The sequence below is a fragment of the Streptomyces sp. NPDC001515 genome, assembly GCF_053597115.1.
Genome location: NZ_JBSFHN010000007.1, coordinates 1 through 18,055, shown reverse-complemented (window position 1 = coordinate 18,055; position 18,055 = coordinate 1). Strand labels below are relative to the sequence as shown.

The following is an 18,055-nucleotide window of genomic DNA, read 5'->3' as shown; positions in this document are numbered from 1 at the left end:
CCCCGCCGCGCCCCCGCCGTACGCTGAGCCGCGCACCACGAACTGACGGCTCGTCAGGAATGTAGGAGGGGCGGCGTGCTGGACATCCTCGACCACACGATCCCGGCGGGGGAGGAGCGTCTCACCCTGCGCGTCGAGAACGGGATCGGCCTGCTGACGCTCTGCCGCCCCGACCGGCTCAACGGCTGGAGCTGGGAGTCCAGCAGACAGCTCGGGATCATGGCCGACCGCATCCGCTTCGACGACGCGATCCGGGTGGTGCTGCTGCGGGGCGAAGGCCGGGCGTTCTGCGCCGGGATCGACGTCACCGCGCCCGGTGGCGGCATCACCGGCCGTTCCCCGGCCGAACGCACCCAGCGCTTCTACGAGGGCATCCGCTGGGTGCACGAGCGGTTCGCCGCCTTCGCCGGACTTCCGCAGCCGGTGATCGCCGCCGTGCAGGGCTACTGCCTCGGATTCGGCTTCGAACTGGCCCTCATGGCGGATGTGCGCATTGCCGCCGACGACGCCGTGTTCGCCCTGCCGGAGGCCGGTATCGGGGTCGCCGTGGACGCGGGCGGCGATCTGCGGATCGCCCGCGACGCGGGGGCCGGCTGGGCGAAGTACCTCGCGCTCACCGGCCGCCGGATCGACGCGTCGACCGCCGAACGCATCGGGCTGCTCCAGGGCGTCACCCCGCCTGGCGAGCTGGAGTCCACCGCGCGTGCCCTCGCCGACGCGATGGCGGCCAACGCGCCGCTCGCCGTCCGCCAGATCAAACGGTCCGTCGACGCCTACGCGGACGACGGCATCGCCCGGACCCTGGACCGCACGGCCCTGGCCGCCGCCCTCACCCTCACCTCGCGCGACGCGTCGGAGGGGTACGCCGCGAAGGCCGCCCGCCGGCCCCCGCGCTTCGAGGGCACCTGACTCCTCGGGGTCCTTCCGCCCGTACGTCCCTACGCCTCGCCGGGCAGGGTGAACGGGCCCCGGCCCAGCTGCTCGCGCACCGGCACCACGGGCGGGGCGACCAGGGACCGGCGCTGCCAGTTCGCGCCGTCGACCACCAGGGAGTGGCCGGAGACGAATCCGGCGTACGGGGAGGCCAGGAAGGTGGCGGCCCAGCCCAGTTCACGCGGCAGCCCCACGCGCAGGGCCGGCTGCCGGGCGCCGAGGCCGTCCTCGTCGCCGCCGTCGCGGTCGAGGTGGGCGCGGAGGGCCCCGGGCAGGTCCGGGTGCGGCATCAGCCCCGGCACCAGGCCGTTGACCCGGATGCCGTAGGGGCCCCACTCCACGGCCAGGGTCTCCACCAGGTTCTTCACCCCGGCCTTGGCCGCCGCCGAATGCGCGTGGCCGGGGCCGCCGGTCCAGGCGTACGAGGCCCCGACGCAGATCACCGACCCCGGGGTCCCCGCCGCCAGATGGCGCCGGCCGAACTCCCGGCTCATGAACCAGGTGCCGGTCAGCGTGATGTCGAGCACCGCCCGCCAGGCGTTCGGCGACAGGTCCTCGGCGGGGGAGGGAAAGTTCGCCGCCGCGTTGTTCACCAGCACGTCGGGCGGGCCGAGGGCCTCGGTGGCCTCGTCGAACACCTCCGTGATCCGGCCGGGGTCGCGGATGTCGGCGCCCGAGGTGAAAACCCGGCCCGAGGTCAGGGGGAGCAGTTCCTCGCGGGCGGCGGCCAGCCGGCCGGTGTCGCGGCCCACGAGCACCAGATCCGCGCCCAGCCGGGCGAACTCCGCCGCGACGGCCTTCCCGAGGCCCGAGCCGCCGCCGGTCACCAGCACGACGCTCCCCTCGTACGTCCCGGCGGGCAGGGCGCTCGCCCCGAGCGCGGGAGGGGCGGGGAATCCGGGCGTGCGCGTGCGCTCCGTCATGGCCGTATGCCTACTCCATCCCCCGGCAGAACACCAGAACGTCGGGACGAACGACCGGGTCGGTGCGCCGATGTCGCCCGGGCCGCGGACCTGCGGGCGCCACGACGCCGTCGGCGTCGCATTCCTGCGCCCCGCCTCGCCGGGGGAGGGGCCGGTGCACCCATGTGCGCGAGCCGGGCGAATCCCTTGCCGAGGAAGGTTCCCACAGAGGCAAGCGACCGCTTAGTATGCGCCGGAGCAGTGGTAATGCCGACAGTGTTGTGGAGGCCCCTCATGCAGGCATGGCGAGTGCACCGGAACGGTGAGCCGAGCGAGGTGATGACCCTGGAGGAGACGGAACGGCCGGTACCCGGCGACGGCCAGGTGCGCGTCGACGTCCTCGCGGCGAACATCAACTTTCCCGACGCGCTGCTCTGTCGCGGCCAGTACCAGGTGCGTCCGCCGCTGCCCTTCACCCCCGGCGTGGAGATCTGCGGACGCACCGAGGACGGGCGCCGGGTGCTCGCCACCCCCGCCCTGCCCCACGGCGGCTTCGCCGACGTCGTCGTCGCGGACGAGGCGGCCCTGCTGCCCGCACCCGAAGCCCTCGACGACGCGCAGGCGGCGGCCCTGCACATCGGCTACCAGACCGCCTGGTTCGGCCTGCACCGCAGGGCCCGGATCCAGCCCGGCGAGACCCTGCTCGTCCACGCGGCCGCGGGCGGCACCGGAAGCGCCGCCGTCCAGCTCGGCAAGGCCGCCGGCGCCACCGTCATCGGCGTCGTCGGCGGGCCGGAGAAGGCGAAGACCGCCGCCGCGCTCGGCTGCGACCTCGTCATCGACCGGCGCACCGAGGACATCGTCGCCGCCGTCAAGGAGTTCACCGCCGGACGCGGCGCCGACGTCGTCTACGACCCCGTCGGCGGCGACGCCTACGCCAAGTCCGTCAAGTGCATCGCCTTCGAGGGCCGCGTCGTCGTCGTCGGCTTCGCCAGCGGCCACATCCCGGCCCCGGCCCTCAACCACGCCCTCGTGAAGAACTATTCCGTCCTCGGACTCCACTGGGGCCTCTACAACACCAGGGACCCGCAGGCGGTCCGCGACTGCCACCGCGAACTGACCCGGCTCGCCGCCGAGGGCATCGTCGCCCCCCTGGTCAGCGAACGGGTCCCGATGGACGGGGCGGCGGCCGCCGTCCAGCGCGTCGCCGACGGAACCAGCACCGGCCGCATCGTCGTCCTCCCGTCAGGAGCCGCCCGATGACCGCACCCGACGCCGCCGAACTGCGCCGCCGCACCCGCGAACTGCTGGCCGCGCACCCCCCGGCCACCACCGGCCGCACCGACTTCCTCAAGGCGCGCTTCGACGCCGGCCTCGCCTGGGTCCACTACCCCGCCGGACTCGGCGGACTCGACGCGCCCCGCTCCCTCCAGCCCGTCGTGGACGCCGAACTCGCCGCGGCCGGAGCCCCGGACAACGACCCACGCCGCATCGGCATCGGCCTCGGCATGGCCGCGCCCACGATCCTCGGCTTCGGCACCGACGAGCAGAAGCGGCGCTTCCTGCGCCCGCTGTGGGTGGGCGAGGAGGTGTGGTGCCAGCTCTTCAGCGAACCGGGGGCGGGCTCCGACCTGGCCGCCCTCGGGACGCGCGCGGTGCGCGACGGCGAGGACTGGGTGGTGGACGGGCAGAAGGTCTGGACGTCGAGCGCCCATGTGGCCCGCTGGGCGATCCTCATCGCCCGCACCGACCCGGACGTGCCCAAGCACCGCGGCATCAGCTACTTCGTCTGCGACATGACCGACCCCGGCGTCGAGGTGCGTCCGCTCCGCCAGATCACCGGCGAGGCCGAGTTCAACGAGGTCTTCCTGACCGGGGTCCGCATCCCCGACAGCCGCCGGCTCGGCCCGGTCGGCGAGGGCTGGAAGGTTGCGCAGACCACCCTCATGAACGAACGCGTCTCCATCGGCGGATCCCGGATCCCGCGCGAGGGCGGCATGATCGGCCCCGTCGCCCGGACCTGGCGCGAACGCCCCGAGCTGCGCACCCACGACCTGCACCAGCGGCTGCTGACCCTCTGGGTCGACGCCGAGGTCGCCCGCCTCACCGGAGAGCGGCTGCGCCAGCAGCTCGTCGCCGGACAGCCCGGCCCCGAGGGCTCCGGCATGAAGCTCGCCTTCGCCCGGCTCAACCAGGAGATCAGCGGCCTGGAGGTCGAACTCCTCGGCGACGACGGGCTGCTGTACGGCGACTGGACCATGCGACGGCCCGAACTCGTCGACTTCACCGGCCGCGACGCCGGCTACCGCTACCTCCGCTCCAAGGGCAACTCCATCGAGGGCGGCACCAGCGAGGTACTGCTCAACATCGTCGCCGAACGCGTGCTCGGCCTGCCCGCCGAACCGCGCAACGACAAGGACGTCGCCTGGAAGGACCTCTCCCGATGACCGCACCGACCGAACCCCACGCGGCGCCCGACCTCCTCTACTCCGAGACGGAGGAGGACCTGCGGGCGGCCGTACGGGCGCTGCTCACCGACCGGTGCGACGCGCCCGGGGTCATCGCCCGCACCGAGACCGACACGCCGTACGACCCCGCGCTGTGGAAGGCCCTCGCCACCGACATCGGCGTGGCCGGGCTGCTGGTCCCCGAGGAGCGGGGCGGCCAGGGCGCCGGCCCCCGCGAGGCCGCCGTGGTCCTGGAGGAACTGGGCCGAGGCATCGCCCCCGTCCCGTATCTGACCAGCTCCGTCGTCGCCACCGCGACCCTGCTGGCCCTCGACGCCGCGGACGGCCCGGCGGCCGCACTCCTCACCGATCTCGCCGAGGGCCGGCGCACCGCCGCCCTGGCCGCCCCCTTCTCCACCGCACCGGGCGACACGCCGCTGTGGGATGCCCCCCTCGACGGAACACGCGGACCCGTCGCCGACGCGGCCACCGCCGACGTCCTCCTGGTGCCCGCCGCCGACGGCCTGTACGCCGTGGCGGCCGACGCGCCCGGCGTCACCGTCACCCCGCTCGTCCCCCTCGACCTGACCCGCCCGCTCGCGGAGGTCACCCTCGACGGGGCCGCCGCGACGCCGCTCGCGGACGCCGCGACCGCACGCGCCGCGGTCGAACAGGGGCTGCTGGCCGGAGCCGGACTGCTGGCGTCGGAACAGCTCGGACTCGCCGAATGGTGCCTGACGGAGACGGTCCGCCACACCCGGGAACGCCACCAGTTCAACCGCCCCATCGGCTCCTTCCAGGCCCTCAAGCACCGCATGGCACAGCTCTGGCTGGAAGTCGTCTCGGCCCGCGCGGCGGCGCGCAACGCCGCCGACGCCCTGGCCACGGGCAGCCCCGACACCCCGCTCGCGGTGGCCGTGGCCCAGGCGTACTGCTCCCGCGTCGCCGTCCACGCGGCCGAGGAGTGCGTTCAGCTGCACGGCGGCATCGGCATGACCTGGGAGCACCCCGCCCACCTCTATCTGAAGCGGGCCAAGGCCGACGCCACCGCCTTCGGCACGGCCGGCCGCCACCGCGCCGCGCTCGCCGCGCTGACGGACCTGCCGGCCCCCACCGCGTAGCGGGGATCCGGCCACGACGGGCGGAACGCCACGGGAAGCACGGGCGGCGAACCGGACAACTCTCCCCGGTTCGCCGCCCGGTGGCGCGTCCGCGCTCCCATACTCGGTCGCGTCCGCCCGTCCGGCACGTCTCGCACCCGGGAGAGTCCATGGCGTTCCCCACCCGTCGTCACCTCGTCACCACCGCACTGGTCACCGCCGCGGCGGGCGCCGTCGTGCCGCTCTCGGCGGCCACCGCGAGCGCGGTCCCCGCCGCCCGGCGCTCCCCGGGGCCGCGACCGCTGCGGCACGCGCACGCCCACAACGACTACCTGCACCCCCGCCCCCTCCACGACGCCCTGGACCAGGGCTTCACCAGCGTGGAGGCCGACATCTTCCTCGTGGACGGGGACCTGCTCGTCGCCCACGAGGCCACCGGCCTCGACCCGGCCCGCACCCTGCGCGCCCTCTACCTCGACCCGCTCCTCGCCCGCGTCGCGGCCCACCGCGGCAGCGTCTTCCCCGGTGACCGCACCCCGCTCCAACTGCTCATCGACATCAAGACGGACGGCGCCGCCGCCTACCGGGAACTCGACGGCCAACTCCGGCCCTACCAGCGGATGCTGACGAGCTGGCGGCACGGCCGGGTGCGCCCCGGCGCCGTCACCGCCGTCATCTCGGGGGACCGGGCCGCCCGTAAGCCGATGGAGGCCCAGCAGGTCCGTCACGCCTTCTACGACGGCCGCCCCGAGGACCTCGGCACCGCCGCCCCGGCCTCGTTCGTCCCGCTGGTCAGCACCAGTTGGACCGGCGCCTTCCGCTGGCAGGGCGAGGGCCCGATCCCGCCCGCCGAACGGGCCGCGCTGCGGGACTTCACCGACCGGGCGCACCGCGCCGGACAGCGCGTCCGCTTCTGGGCCACGCCCGACACGCCCGGACCCCGGCGGGACGCGGTCTGGACCGAACTGCTGGCGGCCGGCGTCGACCACCTCAACTCGGACGACCTGGCCGGCCTCGCCCGCTTCCTGCGCGCCCACGAGGGCCACGCGCGATAGAACGCCCGTGCGCCGGGCGGGTCCGTGTACGGGCCGCCCGGCGCACCCGGCCGGCCCCTACCTCGCCGCACCCCACCTCTCCCGCAGCCTTACCCGTTTGGCGTACACGCCGGTGCGCCGCCCGGCCCCTCCGCTCCGCCACACTGGCGCCGCATGCCGCGATTCCGGCGCGGCGAAGGAGGTTGGCCATGGCCATTTCGATCTCAGTGGTGCTGCTTCTGCTGATCCTCGCGGTGATCTTCCTGCGCAACGGAGGGCTGAAGGTCTCCCACGCCCTGGTCTGCGCACTCCTCGGGTTCTTCCTCGCGGGGACGAGCATGGCGCCGACCATCCACGAGGGGATCACGGCCACCGCCGACCTGGTCAGCGGCATCCGGCCCTGACGGCGCGGCCGGTCGGATTCCGGCACGTGAACGGGCGGCGATTGCCCAAACCCGTGCGGCCAGTGGATCTTTACGGCCGGGTGTGCGGCTCTTTCGGTCGCACCGGGACGCGGCACGGCGCCGTGTGCCACGGTCCGACCTGGGCGCGGGCCGGACCGGACCGCGGCCCCGTCCGCCGGTACGACACGGCCGCCGGGCGGCGCACCGAGCCGGTCCCGGAGCGCGCGACCATGTCCTTCTCCCTCCCCGGGCGCGGTACGGGACCCGCCCACCACGAGCACTGCGTGAGCAGCCGCTGCTGCCGCTGCCAGCAGCGGCCCTGGACCACCGAGGCCGGCGGGGAGCGGCTGTGCGGACTCTGCGCCTCCTGCTGCCGGGAGTGCGGCCGTGCGCCCGCCCCGCATCTGGACGGTCTCGACCACGGGCTCTGCGGGGACTGCCGCGGACTGTGCGGGCGCTGCGGGGCCCGGCTCCCGGCCGACGGGGAGTGTCCCTGCCCGCGCAGGCGGCTTCCGGGCGCCGATCCGGTCGGCTACGTCCTGAACGCGTTGCCGCCGTCCCTGGCGCGGGAGTTCCGGGGCCGCTTCCCGGCCGACCTGGTGGATCTGGTCCGTCATCAACTCGTCCGGCGCACCCCCGACCAGCTCCTCGACCGCATCGAACGCCGGTGGAACGCCCGCTGGTCCCATGCGCTCCGGGAGGCGGACGAATCGGGACACCGTCGACGGCCCCTCGACATCGCCGAACAACTCCTCCGTCCGGGACTCTGCGCCGAACCGGGGTGCGAGGACGGCAGACTGCTCGCCGCCGACGCTCCCTGCCCGCGCTGCGCGATCCCCCTGCACCGCTTCGTACCGGGACAGGCCGACCGCAGGGCGGGGGCGGAACGGGCCCGTGCGACGGCGGCCGCGATCCGGCGCGAGCTGCTCGACCGCCGTACGCGGCGCCCGCGTTGAGGGGTCCGAGGCCGGGCGGGCCACCCGCGGACGGATCGCGGCCGCCGTGGCGGGCGGCGGGGAGGGGACGGCGCCCCGGGCCTGTTGCATCCCCGTGAAGCGCCCATGAAACCTGCGGCGTTTCCATGGACACCTCACGGGGTCGGTTCTAGCGTCGGGCGCCGGTGCGACCCCGCCCCCCGACCGAGGAGTCCGATGCCCGCGCTGCCCCAGCCGCCCCGGCTGTCCCCGCCGTCCCGCAGCAGACCCTTCCGCGCGACCGCCCTGGTGCTCGCGCTGTGCGCCTGGGCCTTCACGATGTCCGGAGCCCCGGCCGGCGCGGCCGATATCCCACGGGCCCCCGGACACCGGCTCGTCAGCGACTACGAGGGCGCTCCCGCGACCGCGGCGCCCGTGCCCGGCCGCCCCGCGCCGCAGCACCCCTTCCTCGCCCCGAACGGCCGCAGCGGCATGCACGCCGACGCGGCCGGCAGCGGCACCTACCCGTACTCCGGCCCGCTCGGCCGGTCCCCGCAGGTGGACAGCGAGCAGATCGCGCCGCTGGGCGGGGAGTGCGCCACCGCCACCTTCGACGCGGCGGGCCGCCTGATCACGGTCTGCGGCACCTTCACCGGATTCCTGCTCAAGCTGCTCGACCCGCGCACGCTCGACACCCTCGCCGAGTACAAGCTGCCGCAGCGCTCCTCGACCGTCGAGGCCATCACCCGGCTCGACTTCTCGAAGATCTTCAAGGACACCTCGGGCGGCGCCTACTTCTACCTGGACGACCGGGACCGGGTGGTGCTGGCCGACTCCCGCCAGCACATCCAGCGCATCGCCCACGAGCAGGCGGCCGACGGCAGTTGGCGGTTCACCGTCGTGGACGACTGGGACCTCACCGCCCGGGTGCCGCACGACTGCGTCAGCTGGACCAACCTCTACCCGAGCGGCACCTGCGACCCCGTCACCTCCGTCATGCCGGACTGGCAGGGCCGCATCTGGTGGGTGACCCGGCTCGGCCGCGTCGGCACCGTCGACCCCCGCACCGCCGTGGTGCGCTCGGTCGAACTCGGCGAGGAGATCCAGAACTCCTTCTCCGTGGCCGAGGACGGGGTGTCGATCGTCACCGACCACGCCCTCTACAGCTTCGCCGCGACGGACGACGGGACCCCGCGCGTCCAGTGGCGGGAGACCTACGACCGGGGGACCGGCACCAAACCCGGCTCGGTGAACCAGGGTTCGGGCACCACCCCCGACCTGTTCGGCGACGGCGACGCCTATGTCGCCATCACCGACAACGCCGACGACCGGATGAACGTCCTCGTCTACCGCCGCGCTCCGGGGATCCCCGAGGGCGAGCGGCTCGTCTGCAAGGTCCCCGTCTTCGGCTCCGGCGCCTCCACCACGGACAACTCCATGATCAGCTGGGGGAACAGCCTCGTCGTCGAGAACAACTACGGCTACGAGGACGTCACCACGCTCCTGCTCGGCCGCAGCGTCGTCGGCGGCGTGGCCAGGATCGACGTGCGGCCCGACGGCAGCGGCTGCGACACGGTGTGGGAGAGCGCCGTCCGCTCGCCCTCCACCGTGCCCAAGCTCTCCACCGCCAGCGGACTCCTCTACTTCTACGAGAAGCAGCCCAACGTCCTCGGCATCGACGCGTGGTACCTGACCGCCGTCGACTACCGCACCGGGGCCCGCCGCTGGTCCAAGCTGACCGGCACCGGGCTCTCGTACGACAACAACTGGGCGCCGGTGACCATCGGCCCCGACGGGACGGCGTACGTCGGCGTCTTCAACGGCATCGTGGCGGTCCGCGACAGCGGGTGAGCCCGGGGTCCGGCCGTCGACGAGTGCCCGTACGCGACCGGCGTACGGGCACTCACGCGTGCGGGGGCGGGGAGTCCGGGCTAGTCGGCGGCCGTGCCCCCGGCCGGCAGATCCGTGCCGGGCCGGGCGAAGGGGCCCGTGGCCCGGTCGCCCTGTCTGACGGCTTCGACCGCCGCCTCGTGCAGCGCCCGGCTGGCCTCCTCCGACGGGCACTCCACCGGGCTGCCCGCCATCGTGAACCAGTCGGCCGCTCCGGTGTACTGCACGGTGATCTGCGCGGTGCCATCGGCCCACGTGGTGTGGACGGTCAGGTCGCCCGAGAGCGGCCCGACCTCTTCGGTCAGCACGCCGCCGTGCCCCGAATACACTCCGCGCGTCGTCCAGGAGGCCCAGGTCATGCATCCAGGCTCGCACCGATGGCCGCGTACCGCGACCCGCCCGCCCGGATTCCCGGAATCACACGGCCGGGTGCCGGGGAGCCGGGGAAACGGAGGAAACTTTTGCCCGGCGGGCGCTGCGGTTCCCGCAGCGCCCGATCCCTTTGTCCCTGCCCGGTCTTGGCCGCAAACCGTCGACGGAAGCGATCTTGGCGACGGATTCCGAAGGAAAACCCCTATTGACCTGCGGAACGCGTCGGTATTGCATGGCGCGACGGGAGCACCGGAACCATCCCCCACACCGTTGTCCGGAGGCGATACCGCTCCCGCGTTCAGTCACCGCACCTGTTGATCGGAACCCCGCTCGATGACCGACACGCTCAGCGCTCCCCAGGCACTCGCCCCCGCGACCGGACCCACCCCGCAGAAGCTCAGGCGCTCCATCGGCGTCGTCGGAGGGACCCTGCTCACGCTCTCCTGCGTGACCCCCGCCTCCACGCTCTTCGTCGTGGTGCCCGACCTCTTCGCCGGTCTGGGCACCTACACCGCGCTGACCATCGCCATCGGCTCGCTGCTGTGCGTCGCGGTCGCCTTCTGCTATTCGGAACTGGGCACGCTGATCCCCAGCGCGGGCGGCGAGTACGCCATGGTCTCGACGATGGCCGGACGGCTCGCCGGCTGGCTGGTGTTCGTGCTCTCGCTGCTCGTCGTCATGATCGTGCCCCCGGTCATCGCCATGGGCACGGCCGACTACCTCACCCCGCTCGTCCACATCCCCGCCGCGCCGGCCGGTGCGGGCGTCATGCTGCTCGCCACCCTCGCCGGACTGCTCGACCTGCGCGCCAACGCCTGGATCACCGGCGTCTTCCTGGTGCTGGAGGTCATCGCGGCGGGCGTCGTCGCGGTCCTCGGCTTCGCCCACACCGAACGCGGCGCCTCCGCGCTCGTCCACGGAACGGTCGCCTCCGAGCACGGCACGACCTCGACGGTGACCGCGATGATGGTCGTCTCCGGGCTCGCCATCGCCCTCTTCATCACGCAGGGCTTCTCCACCGCCGTCTATCTGTCGGAGGAACTGGAGGACCCGCGGCGCAACGTGGCGCGCACCGTGCTCGCCACCCTCGCCATCTCCAGCGCCGTCATCCTCGTCCCGGTCATCGCCCTCACCCTGGGCGCCCCCGACCTCGCGGCGCTTACCTCCGGCGATCTCGGCTCCATGGTCGAGACCTGGTCGAACTCGGCCGTCGGCACCTTCGTCAGCCTCTGCGTCGCCCTCGCCATCATCAACGCGGGCATCGTGATGGTCATCCAGAACTCCCGCGTGCTGTTCGCCTCCGCCCGGGACAAGGCGTGGCCCGCCCCCGTCAACACGGCACTGTCCCGGCTCGGCCGCTTCGGCTCCCCCTGGGTGGCGACGCTCCTCGTCGGCGTCCCCGGCGCCGCCCTCTGCTTCGTCGACCTGGACACCCTGTACGGCGTCACCGGCGTCTCCGTCACCGCGATGTACCTGCTGGTGGCGGTCGCCGCACTGTTGTGCCGGCGCGGTGCCCACCGCACCGCCCCCGCCTGGCGCATGCCCCTGTGGCCGGCCGTCCCCGTGCTGCTCATCCTCGTCCTCGGCTACGTCCTGACCCAGCAGGACGCCGCGTACCTGCTGTGGACCGGCGGGATCACCGCGGCCGCCACGCTCTACTGGGCCCTGTACCTGAGGCCGCGCCGCGCCACCCGGTGGCTGGTGAGCATCCCCGAGGACGCCCGCGGATGAGCGTCCGCACGCGGTTGATCGGGTGACTCCGGGCGGTGATGCGTCATGACGGACCGCCGCGGCGGTTAGGGATTGCGGCATGACACGTCACCTCCCACCGAAGACCACGGGGCCCCTGCGCGCCCACCGCCTCCGGGCGGCCGGAGCCGCGGGCGTCCTGCTGGTCGCGGCCCTGCTGACCGGCTGCGGCCAGGACAGCGGCGGCTCCTCGTCCACCGGCACCGCGACCTCGGAGGCCGCCCGCGCCGTCCCGGAGCGGACCGCCACGGCCTCGATGAGCGCGAAGGCATCCGCCGCCGCCTCGATGACCAAGGACATGAAGGACCGCAAGACCCTGCTCGACTCCACCAAGATCACCTTCGACACGGCGGTGACCACGGCCGAGGGCGCGGTCTCCGGCGGCAAGGTCGTCGAGCTCGACCTGCGCGGCCCCGGCAAGTCCGACGACGACACCGACCGCGAAGAGAGCGCGTCCCCCGAGCCGACCGGCAGCCCCTCGCCCACCGGCACCGGCGCGTCGCCCACCGGCACCGCCGCCTCGCCGACCGCCGCGAGCCCCTCGCCCGCCCCCAAGGGGCCGGAATGGGTCGCCACCGTCGCGGCCAAGGACGGCACCGAGCACATGGTCCGCATCGACGCGGTCTCCGGCAAGGTCATCCAGAACGTCGAGGAGACCGGGCAGGACGCCGCCGAGAAGAGCCGCACGGCCGAGCGGCTCACCCAGGCCAAGCAGACCGTCCAGCAGGCGGCCAAGGCCGCCACGGACAAGCAGAAGGGCACGGTCACCTCCGCCGAGCTCGACGAGAACGACAAGAAGGTCCTCGTCTGGTCCGTGGACGTCGTGGACAAGGCGTGGCGCGAGCACACCCTCGACATCGACGCCGCCACCGGCGCCGTGACCTCGCAGAAAACCGACGACGACTGACCCCCCGTCCCCCGCATGCCGATGCCCCCGGTACGCACGGACCGGGGGCATCGGCGTGGGCGGGGCCGCTCGCTCGGACGGCCGGCTCAGACGGCCTCGGCGGGTTCCTCCCGTACCGTCTCCGGCCCCTCGAACTGGGTCCGGTACAGCTGCTCGTACCGGCCCCCCGCCGCCAGCAGCTCCTCGTGCGTCCCGCGCTCGACCACCCGGCCCTCCTCGATCACCAGGATCAGATCGGCGGCCCGCACCGTGGAGAGCCGGTGCGCGATCACCACCGCCGTACGCCCCTCCAGCGCCTCCGCCAGCGCCTCCTGCACCGCCGCCTCCGACGTGGAGTCCAGGTGCGCGGTCGCCTCGTCGAGGATGACGACCCGCTGCCGGGCCAGCAGCAGCCGGGCGATGGTCAGCCGCTGCCGCTCCCCGCCCGAGAGGCGGTAGCCGCGCTCGCCCACCACCGTGTCGAGCCCGTCCGGCAGCGAGGCCACCAGCCCCTCGAGCCGGGCGCGGCGCAGCGCGTCCCAGATCTCCTCCTCGCTCGCTCCCGGCCGGGCCAGGGTCAGATTGGACCGGACGGACTCGTGGAAGAGGTGCCCGTCCTGGGTGACCATGCCGAGCGTCTCGCGGATCGACTCGGCGGTCAGATCGCGTACGTCCACACCGCCGAGCCGCACCGCGCCCTCCTCGGCGTCGTACAGCCTCGGCAGCAACTGGGCGATGGTCGACTTGCCCGCGCCCGAGGACCCCACCAGGGCGACCATCCGACCGGGCTCGGCGCGGAAGGACACCTCGTGCAGGACGCGCGTACCGCCCCGGGAATCGAGCGTCGCGACCTCCTCCAGCGAGGCGAGCGAGACCTTGTCGGCGGCCGGGTAGCCGAAGGACACGCCGTCGAACTCCACGGAGACCGGACCGTCCGGAACCCTGCGCGCGTCCGGCTTCTCGGCGATCAGCGGCTTGAGATCCAGGATCTCGAAGACCCGCTCGAAGCTGACCAGCGCGCTCATCACCTCGACCCGGGCCCCGGCCAGCGCGGTCAGCGGGGCGTAGAGCCGGGTCAGCAGCAGCGCGAGCGCGACCACCGCGCCCGCCTCCAGGGTGCCCCGCAGGGCGTAGTAGCCGCCGAGTCCGTAGACCAGCGCCAGGGCCAGCGCGGAGACCAGGGTCAGCGCCGTGATGAACGTGGACTGCGCCATGGCCGTACGGACGCCGATGTCCCGCACGCGCGAGGCGCGGGCGGCGAACTCGGCCGACTCGTCTGCCGGCCGGCCGAACAGCTTGACCAGCGTGGCGCCCGGGGCGGAGAAGCGCTCCGTCATCTGCGTGCCCATCGCGGCGTTGTGCGCGGCCGCCTCGCGCTGCAGACGCGCCATCCGCGCGCCCATCCGCCGGGCCGGCACGACGAACACCGGCAGCAGCACGAGCGCCAGCAGCGTGATCTGCCAGGAGATCGTCAGCATCACCGTCAGCGTCAGCACCAGCGTCACCAGATTGGAGACCACCCCGGACAGGGTGTTGCTGAACGCCCGCTGCGCGCCGATGACGTCGTTGTTGAGCCGGCTCACCAGCGCCCCGGTCCGGGTCCGGGTGAAGAAGGCGACCGGCATCCGCTGGACGTGGTCGAAGACCGCCGTGCGCAGATCGAGGATCAGCCCCTCGCCCAGCCGGGCCGACAGCAGCCGGGTCAGCAGGCCCAGCCCCGCCTCCGCCACGGCGATCACCGCGATCAGCAGCGCGAGCCGGGTGACGGTGCCCGATTCCTTGCCCTGGACGATCGCGTCGACCACCTTGCCGGCCAGGACCGGGGTCGCCACCGCGAGCAGCGCCATGACGACGCTCAGCAGCAGATAGCGGTACACCTCGCCCCGCCGGGGCCGGGCGAACGCGGCGATCCGGCGCACCGTGGCCCGCGAGAACGGTCTGCGGTCCTCCTGCGCGTTCATCGCGCTGTGCATCGACGACCAGGCGGTGACTTCCATGCTCATACGTGCCTCCGGGGGCGGACGTGACGGCCCCCGGAGGCCGGAACCGGACCGGGGCGTGGAACGAACGCTATGAGCTCAAGCGGACTTGAGGTCAACCGTTTGCCCGGACCCGCCGCCCGCGCACACGTCGGCCGGACGAGCGAACACGGTGCGCCCGGCATCGATTCGCCCTGCGTGCGGCCACATCGCGGGCCCGTCCGCGACGCCCGGAGCGACCACGTAGAATCGGCCCCTGTTTCCGGCCGAACGATGGCACACACAACCGATTGAGGCAGTGCGACGTGAGTTTCACCGACAGGACCGATGCACCGATCTACGCCGGACTCGTGGAGGAACACGGGGACGTACCGGCGGAGGTGCGCCGGGTGGCCGAGGAGACGATGCGCGAAGCCGACCGGGCCATCGACTTCAGCGATGTGCGCAGGTCGGCGGCGTACCGCTAGAGCGGACCGGCCCTTCCCCACCCGGGGCGCCCCGCCCCGTGTCCCGCCCCGCCCACCCTCTCGTTCTGCGGACCCGGCCCTCCCGTCGGAGCATGGAACGAGCAGTCGGTGACGACACCGGGACGAAGGGATGCCGGATGGGTGGTGAGCGGCAGGAGCCGTCGCCGGGGGCGCTCGCGTCGGAACGGGAACAGATCGACGCCCTCAACCGCATGGAGCCCGCCCCGCCGGACGCACCGGAGGGGCGGACCGACGCCGACCCGGCCGGCCCCGGCGGCGAGGAGGCCAGACGCCGCGACGCGCTGCTGCTCTCGGCCGGTCACGCCCTCGCCGAGGCGGACTCGCTCGACGAGGCGCTGAAGCTGGTCGCGGGGGTCTACGCCGCCGACTTCCCGCTCGACGGCCAGTGCGTCTTCGGCCTGGCCGAGGGCAACCTGGTCGCGCTCGGCCAGTACGGATTCCGTCCCGGGGGCGCCGACCGGGGGTTCCGGATGCCGATGACGACCGGCTACCCGGCCGCCGAGGTGGCCAGGACCGGGCGCTCCGTCTTCCTGCCCTCCGCCGAGGAGTACCGCCGCCGCTTTCCCGCGACCTGGCACCTCTCCGACCGCAAGAGCCGCGAGTCCTGGGCTTTCGTCCCGCTCGTCGCCGCGGGCCGCGTGACCGGCGTCTGGCTCACCGCCTACCGCACCCCCGTGGAGTTCACCGCCGCCGAACGGGCCCTGCTGACGACGACCGCGCGCTTCGTCGCCCAGGTCCTCGAACGGGCCCGCGCCAGCCGCGCCGAACTCGAACTCTCCCGGGGCCTGCGCCGCAGCATGCGCACCGCCGACCCGGCCCTCACCGGACTGAGCGTCGCCACCCGCTACGTGCCCACCGGGGGAGGGCTCATGGTCGGCGGCGACTGGTACGACAGCATCGACCTGCCCAACGGGCGTCTCGCCCTCGTCATCGGCGACGTCCAGGGCCACGACGTCCACGCCGCCGGGCTGATGGCCCAACTGCGCACCGCCGTGCACGCCTACGCCGCCGAGGGCCACGGCCCCGACGCGGTCCTGGCCCGCGCCTCGCGCTTCCTGACCACACTCGACGAGGACCGCTTCGCCACCTGCCTCTACATCGAGGCCGACCCGTCCACCGGCGATCTGCACATCGCCCGCGCCGGCCACCCCCACCCGGTCCTGCGCACCCCGGACGGCACCTGTCTGATCAAGCACATCAGCGGCGGACTGCCGCTCGGACTGATGCCCGGCGAGGAGGACTACCCGGTCGACATCGTGCGCCTGCACGAGGGCGAGATCCTGATGCTCTGCACCGACGGCTTCATCGAGAACGGCGGGCACGACATGTACAGCGGGTGGGTCCGGGTGCGCGACGCGTTCTCGCCCGGCCCCGCCGACGACCTGGAGGGCATGGCCGACCGGCTGATGAGCACGGTGCTCACCCCCGGGCCCGGGGAGCGGGAGACGGCACCCGGCCGCGACGGCGACGACATGGCCCTGCTGCTGGTGCGCCGCGACTCGGGACGCGCCCACACCGAGCTCAGCCCGCGCAGCCTGATGCTGACCGTCGGACAGCACCAGGCGGAGGGGCTCGCCGAGGCCCGCGCGCAGCTCAAGGCGCTGCTGCACGACTGGGCCCGCCCGGACCAGGTGGACACCGCGGTGCTGCTCGCCACCGAACTGCTCGGCAATGTGCTCGTCCACACCGACCAGGACGGCGCCATGAACGCGTCGGTCACCGGGGAGACCGGCCGGCGCCGCCTCCTCGTCGAGGTCATGGACCGGGGCGACGAACTGCCCCACCAGCGGGCACCGGGCGAACTCGCCTCGTCGGGCCGGGGCCTGATGCTCCTCGACATCCTGGCCGACCAGTGGGGGGTGCGCCCCGAACCCGAGGGGAAGACCGCCTGGTTCGCCCTGGCCGAGGAGGCCCCCGCCGACGGCCCCGGCCAGCCCGTTGACTGACCGGACCCCGGGGCCGCCCGCTCAGCCCTCCGGGTCCGGGCGCCGCGCCACCACCGCGCCCCCCCAAGCAGCCCCAGGCCGATCGCCGTCACCAGCGTGACGAGCAACGCGTCGAACGCCCGCATCACCCCGGCCGTCAGGCTCAGCTGCCGGCACGGTGCCGGGGACCAGGGTGCCGATCACGAGCCCCCAGGAGGAGAGTCCGGCCAGCGCCTCGGTGCCGCGCGAGGAGATCCAGACCCCGGTCCAGTAGAGGACCATGATGACGATCGCGGTGTAGACGCCGTTGGAGGCCGGCGAGGGGTCGATGACGTACGCGATCGTGGAGGCGACGAACGCCGGCAGGCTCGGATAGTAGAAGATCGTCATCGCGAACTGGCACCACACCGCGAGGAATCCGAGCGGTTGGGAGAGCCCTTCGCTCACCCGGCGGTACACGCCGCCCGGCCAGCCCGACGCCAGTTCGGCGGAGACCAGGGCCGTCGGCAGGAGGAAGACGATCGCGGGGACCGGATAGAGGAGGACACAGGCGAGTCCGTAGACGGCCGTGGTGGGCGCGGCCCGCAGGCTCGCCACCGAGGCCGTGGTCGTCAGCGCCAGTGTCACCCAGCTCGGCCGCGGGGCCGCGGGCCGGTCCCTGGTCACCGGCCGCGGCGCGTCCTTCGGCAGCTCGGCCGGCATGTCCGTCGCGCTCATGCGTACCTCCGGTCGGGACGCCGGGGGTGGGACGGCGTCCGAAACGCCGGCTTCCGGCGCCGCGCGCCGCCTCGCGCGCCCAAGTCACCCGAACGGGTGGCCGCATGGGGGTGGGGTGGAGGGGAACGGCGGCCCCGCGTCCAGTCGGAACCCCCCTACTCGTGAGGTGTTCCTGTCAGAAGTGTTGACACGTCATCCAGTGGCTGGCTTCATGGGCTCGGCTCATGGGAGCGCTCCCATGATCCGGGGCCGACCAGGTACCCGCCACGGCACCACCCCCCCCCACAGCGGACGCCCACGGGGTTATGCGGGGTA

The 18,055-nt window shown here is 73.7% G+C and carries 15 protein-coding genes and 1 pseudogene; 12 read left to right on the top strand and 4 right to left on the bottom strand.

The features are described 5' to 3' along the window. Positions 1 to 75: 75 nt before the first annotated feature. Positions 76 to 909 carry an enoyl-CoA hydratase/isomerase family protein gene (locus tag ACWCXC_RS10005; RefSeq protein ID WP_450686189.1) on the top strand — a complete coding sequence of 278 codons (834 nt, stop codon included), beginning with the start codon at positions 76 to 78 and terminating at the stop codon, positions 907 to 909. Between the two features lie 29 nt (positions 910 to 938). Here ACWCXC_RS10005 and ACWCXC_RS10000 read toward each other — a convergent pair whose 3' ends face one another. After that, positions 939 to 1,856 (bottom strand): SDR family oxidoreductase, encoded by a 918-nt coding sequence (locus ACWCXC_RS10000; RefSeq protein WP_450887878.1) that lies wholly within the window; start codon positions 1,854 to 1,856, stop codon positions 939 to 941. 273 nt (positions 1,857 to 2,129) lie between these two features. Between ACWCXC_RS10000 and ACWCXC_RS09995 the strand changes: the two genes are divergently transcribed. The 7 genes from ACWCXC_RS09995 (at position 2,130) to ACWCXC_RS09965 (ending at position 9,585) form a co-directional block, all read left to right on the top strand. Further along, positions 2,130 to 3,098, top strand: a complete 969-nt coding sequence (locus tag ACWCXC_RS09995) for an NADPH:quinone oxidoreductase family protein (protein ID WP_450887876.1) — start codon at positions 2,130 to 2,132, stop codon at positions 3,096 to 3,098. Then, positions 3,095 to 4,282 carry an acyl-CoA dehydrogenase family protein gene (locus tag ACWCXC_RS09990; protein ID WP_450887874.1) on the top strand — a complete coding sequence of 396 codons (1,188 nt, stop codon included), beginning with the start codon at positions 3,095 to 3,097 and terminating at the stop codon, positions 4,280 to 4,282. Before ACWCXC_RS09995 ends, ACWCXC_RS09990 begins: the two co-directional genes overlap by 4 nt. Further along, positions 4,279 to 5,403 carry an acyl-CoA dehydrogenase family protein gene (locus ACWCXC_RS09985; protein ID WP_450887872.1) on the top strand — a complete coding sequence of 375 codons (1,125 nt, stop codon included), beginning with the start codon at positions 4,279 to 4,281 and terminating at the stop codon, positions 5,401 to 5,403. Before ACWCXC_RS09990 ends, ACWCXC_RS09985 begins: the two co-directional genes overlap by 4 nt. A 149-nt stretch (positions 5,404 to 5,552) precedes the next feature. Further along, positions 5,553 to 6,437: a phosphatidylinositol-specific phospholipase C/glycerophosphodiester phosphodiesterase family protein gene (locus ACWCXC_RS09980; protein WP_450887870.1), complete on the top strand. Its 885-nt coding sequence runs from the start codon at positions 5,553 to 5,555 to the stop codon at positions 6,435 to 6,437. A gap of 188 nt (positions 6,438 to 6,625) precedes the next feature. Next, a complete protein-coding gene (locus ACWCXC_RS09975) occupies positions 6,626 to 6,820 on the top strand; it encodes a hypothetical protein (RefSeq protein WP_450685984.1) in 195 nt (64 codons plus the stop codon). 230 nt (positions 6,821 to 7,050) lie between these two features. Next, positions 7,051 to 7,776 carry a hypothetical protein gene (locus ACWCXC_RS09970; protein WP_450685983.1) on the top strand — a complete coding sequence of 242 codons (726 nt, stop codon included), beginning with the start codon at positions 7,051 to 7,053 and terminating at the stop codon, positions 7,774 to 7,776. Between the two features lie 195 nt (positions 7,777 to 7,971). Then, entirely contained in the window at positions 7,972 to 9,585 is a 1,614-nt protein-coding gene (locus ACWCXC_RS09965; protein ID WP_450887868.1) for a hypothetical protein, read from the top strand. 80 nt (positions 9,586 to 9,665) lie between these two features. On the opposite strand, the gene ACWCXC_RS09960 is transcribed toward ACWCXC_RS09965, so the two are convergent. After that, positions 9,666 to 9,983 carry a hypothetical protein gene (locus tag ACWCXC_RS09960; protein WP_450887866.1) on the bottom strand — a complete coding sequence of 106 codons (318 nt, stop codon included), beginning with the start codon at positions 9,981 to 9,983 and terminating at the stop codon, positions 9,666 to 9,668. 346 nt (positions 9,984 to 10,329) lie between these two features. On the opposite strand from ACWCXC_RS09960, the gene ACWCXC_RS09955 reads away from it, so the two are divergent. Both ACWCXC_RS09955 and ACWCXC_RS09950 read left to right on the top strand, forming a co-directional pair. Next, complete coding sequence (locus ACWCXC_RS09955; RefSeq protein ID WP_450685980.1) at positions 10,330 to 11,727, top strand: APC family permease; 1,398 nt, start codon at positions 10,330 to 10,332, stop codon at positions 11,725 to 11,727. 79 nt (positions 11,728 to 11,806) lie between these two features. Then, the gene (locus tag ACWCXC_RS09950) at positions 11,807 to 12,652 is read left to right on the top strand and encodes a PepSY domain-containing protein (RefSeq protein WP_450887864.1); all 846 of its coding nucleotides are present in this window, start codon (positions 11,807 to 11,809) and stop codon (positions 12,650 to 12,652) included. Positions 12,653 to 12,738: 86 nt separating this feature from the next. On the opposite strand, the gene ACWCXC_RS09945 is transcribed toward ACWCXC_RS09950, so the two are convergent. Continuing rightward, positions 12,739 to 14,634, bottom strand: a complete 1,896-nt coding sequence (locus ACWCXC_RS09945) for an ABC transporter ATP-binding protein (protein WP_450686175.1) — start codon at positions 14,632 to 14,634, stop codon at positions 12,739 to 12,741. Positions 14,635 to 14,915: 281 nt separating this feature from the next. On the opposite strand from ACWCXC_RS09945, the gene ACWCXC_RS09940 reads away from it, so the two are divergent. Next, positions 14,916 to 15,077: a hypothetical protein gene (locus ACWCXC_RS09940; RefSeq protein WP_383636134.1), complete on the top strand. Its 162-nt coding sequence runs from the start codon at positions 14,916 to 14,918 to the stop codon at positions 15,075 to 15,077. 92 nt (positions 15,078 to 15,169) lie between these two features. Then, positions 15,170 to 17,044 (top strand): ATP-binding SpoIIE family protein phosphatase, encoded by a 1,875-nt coding sequence (locus tag ACWCXC_RS09935; protein WP_450887861.1) that lies wholly within the window; start codon positions 15,170 to 15,172, stop codon positions 17,042 to 17,044. A gap of 153 nt (positions 17,045 to 17,197) precedes the next feature. On the opposite strand, the pseudogene ACWCXC_RS09930 reads toward ACWCXC_RS09935, so the two are convergent. Further along, positions 17,198 to 17,740 (bottom strand): annotated as a pseudogene (locus ACWCXC_RS09930) (amino acid permease); the annotation flags it as partial. Between the last annotated feature and the right edge of the window lie 315 nt (positions 17,741 to 18,055).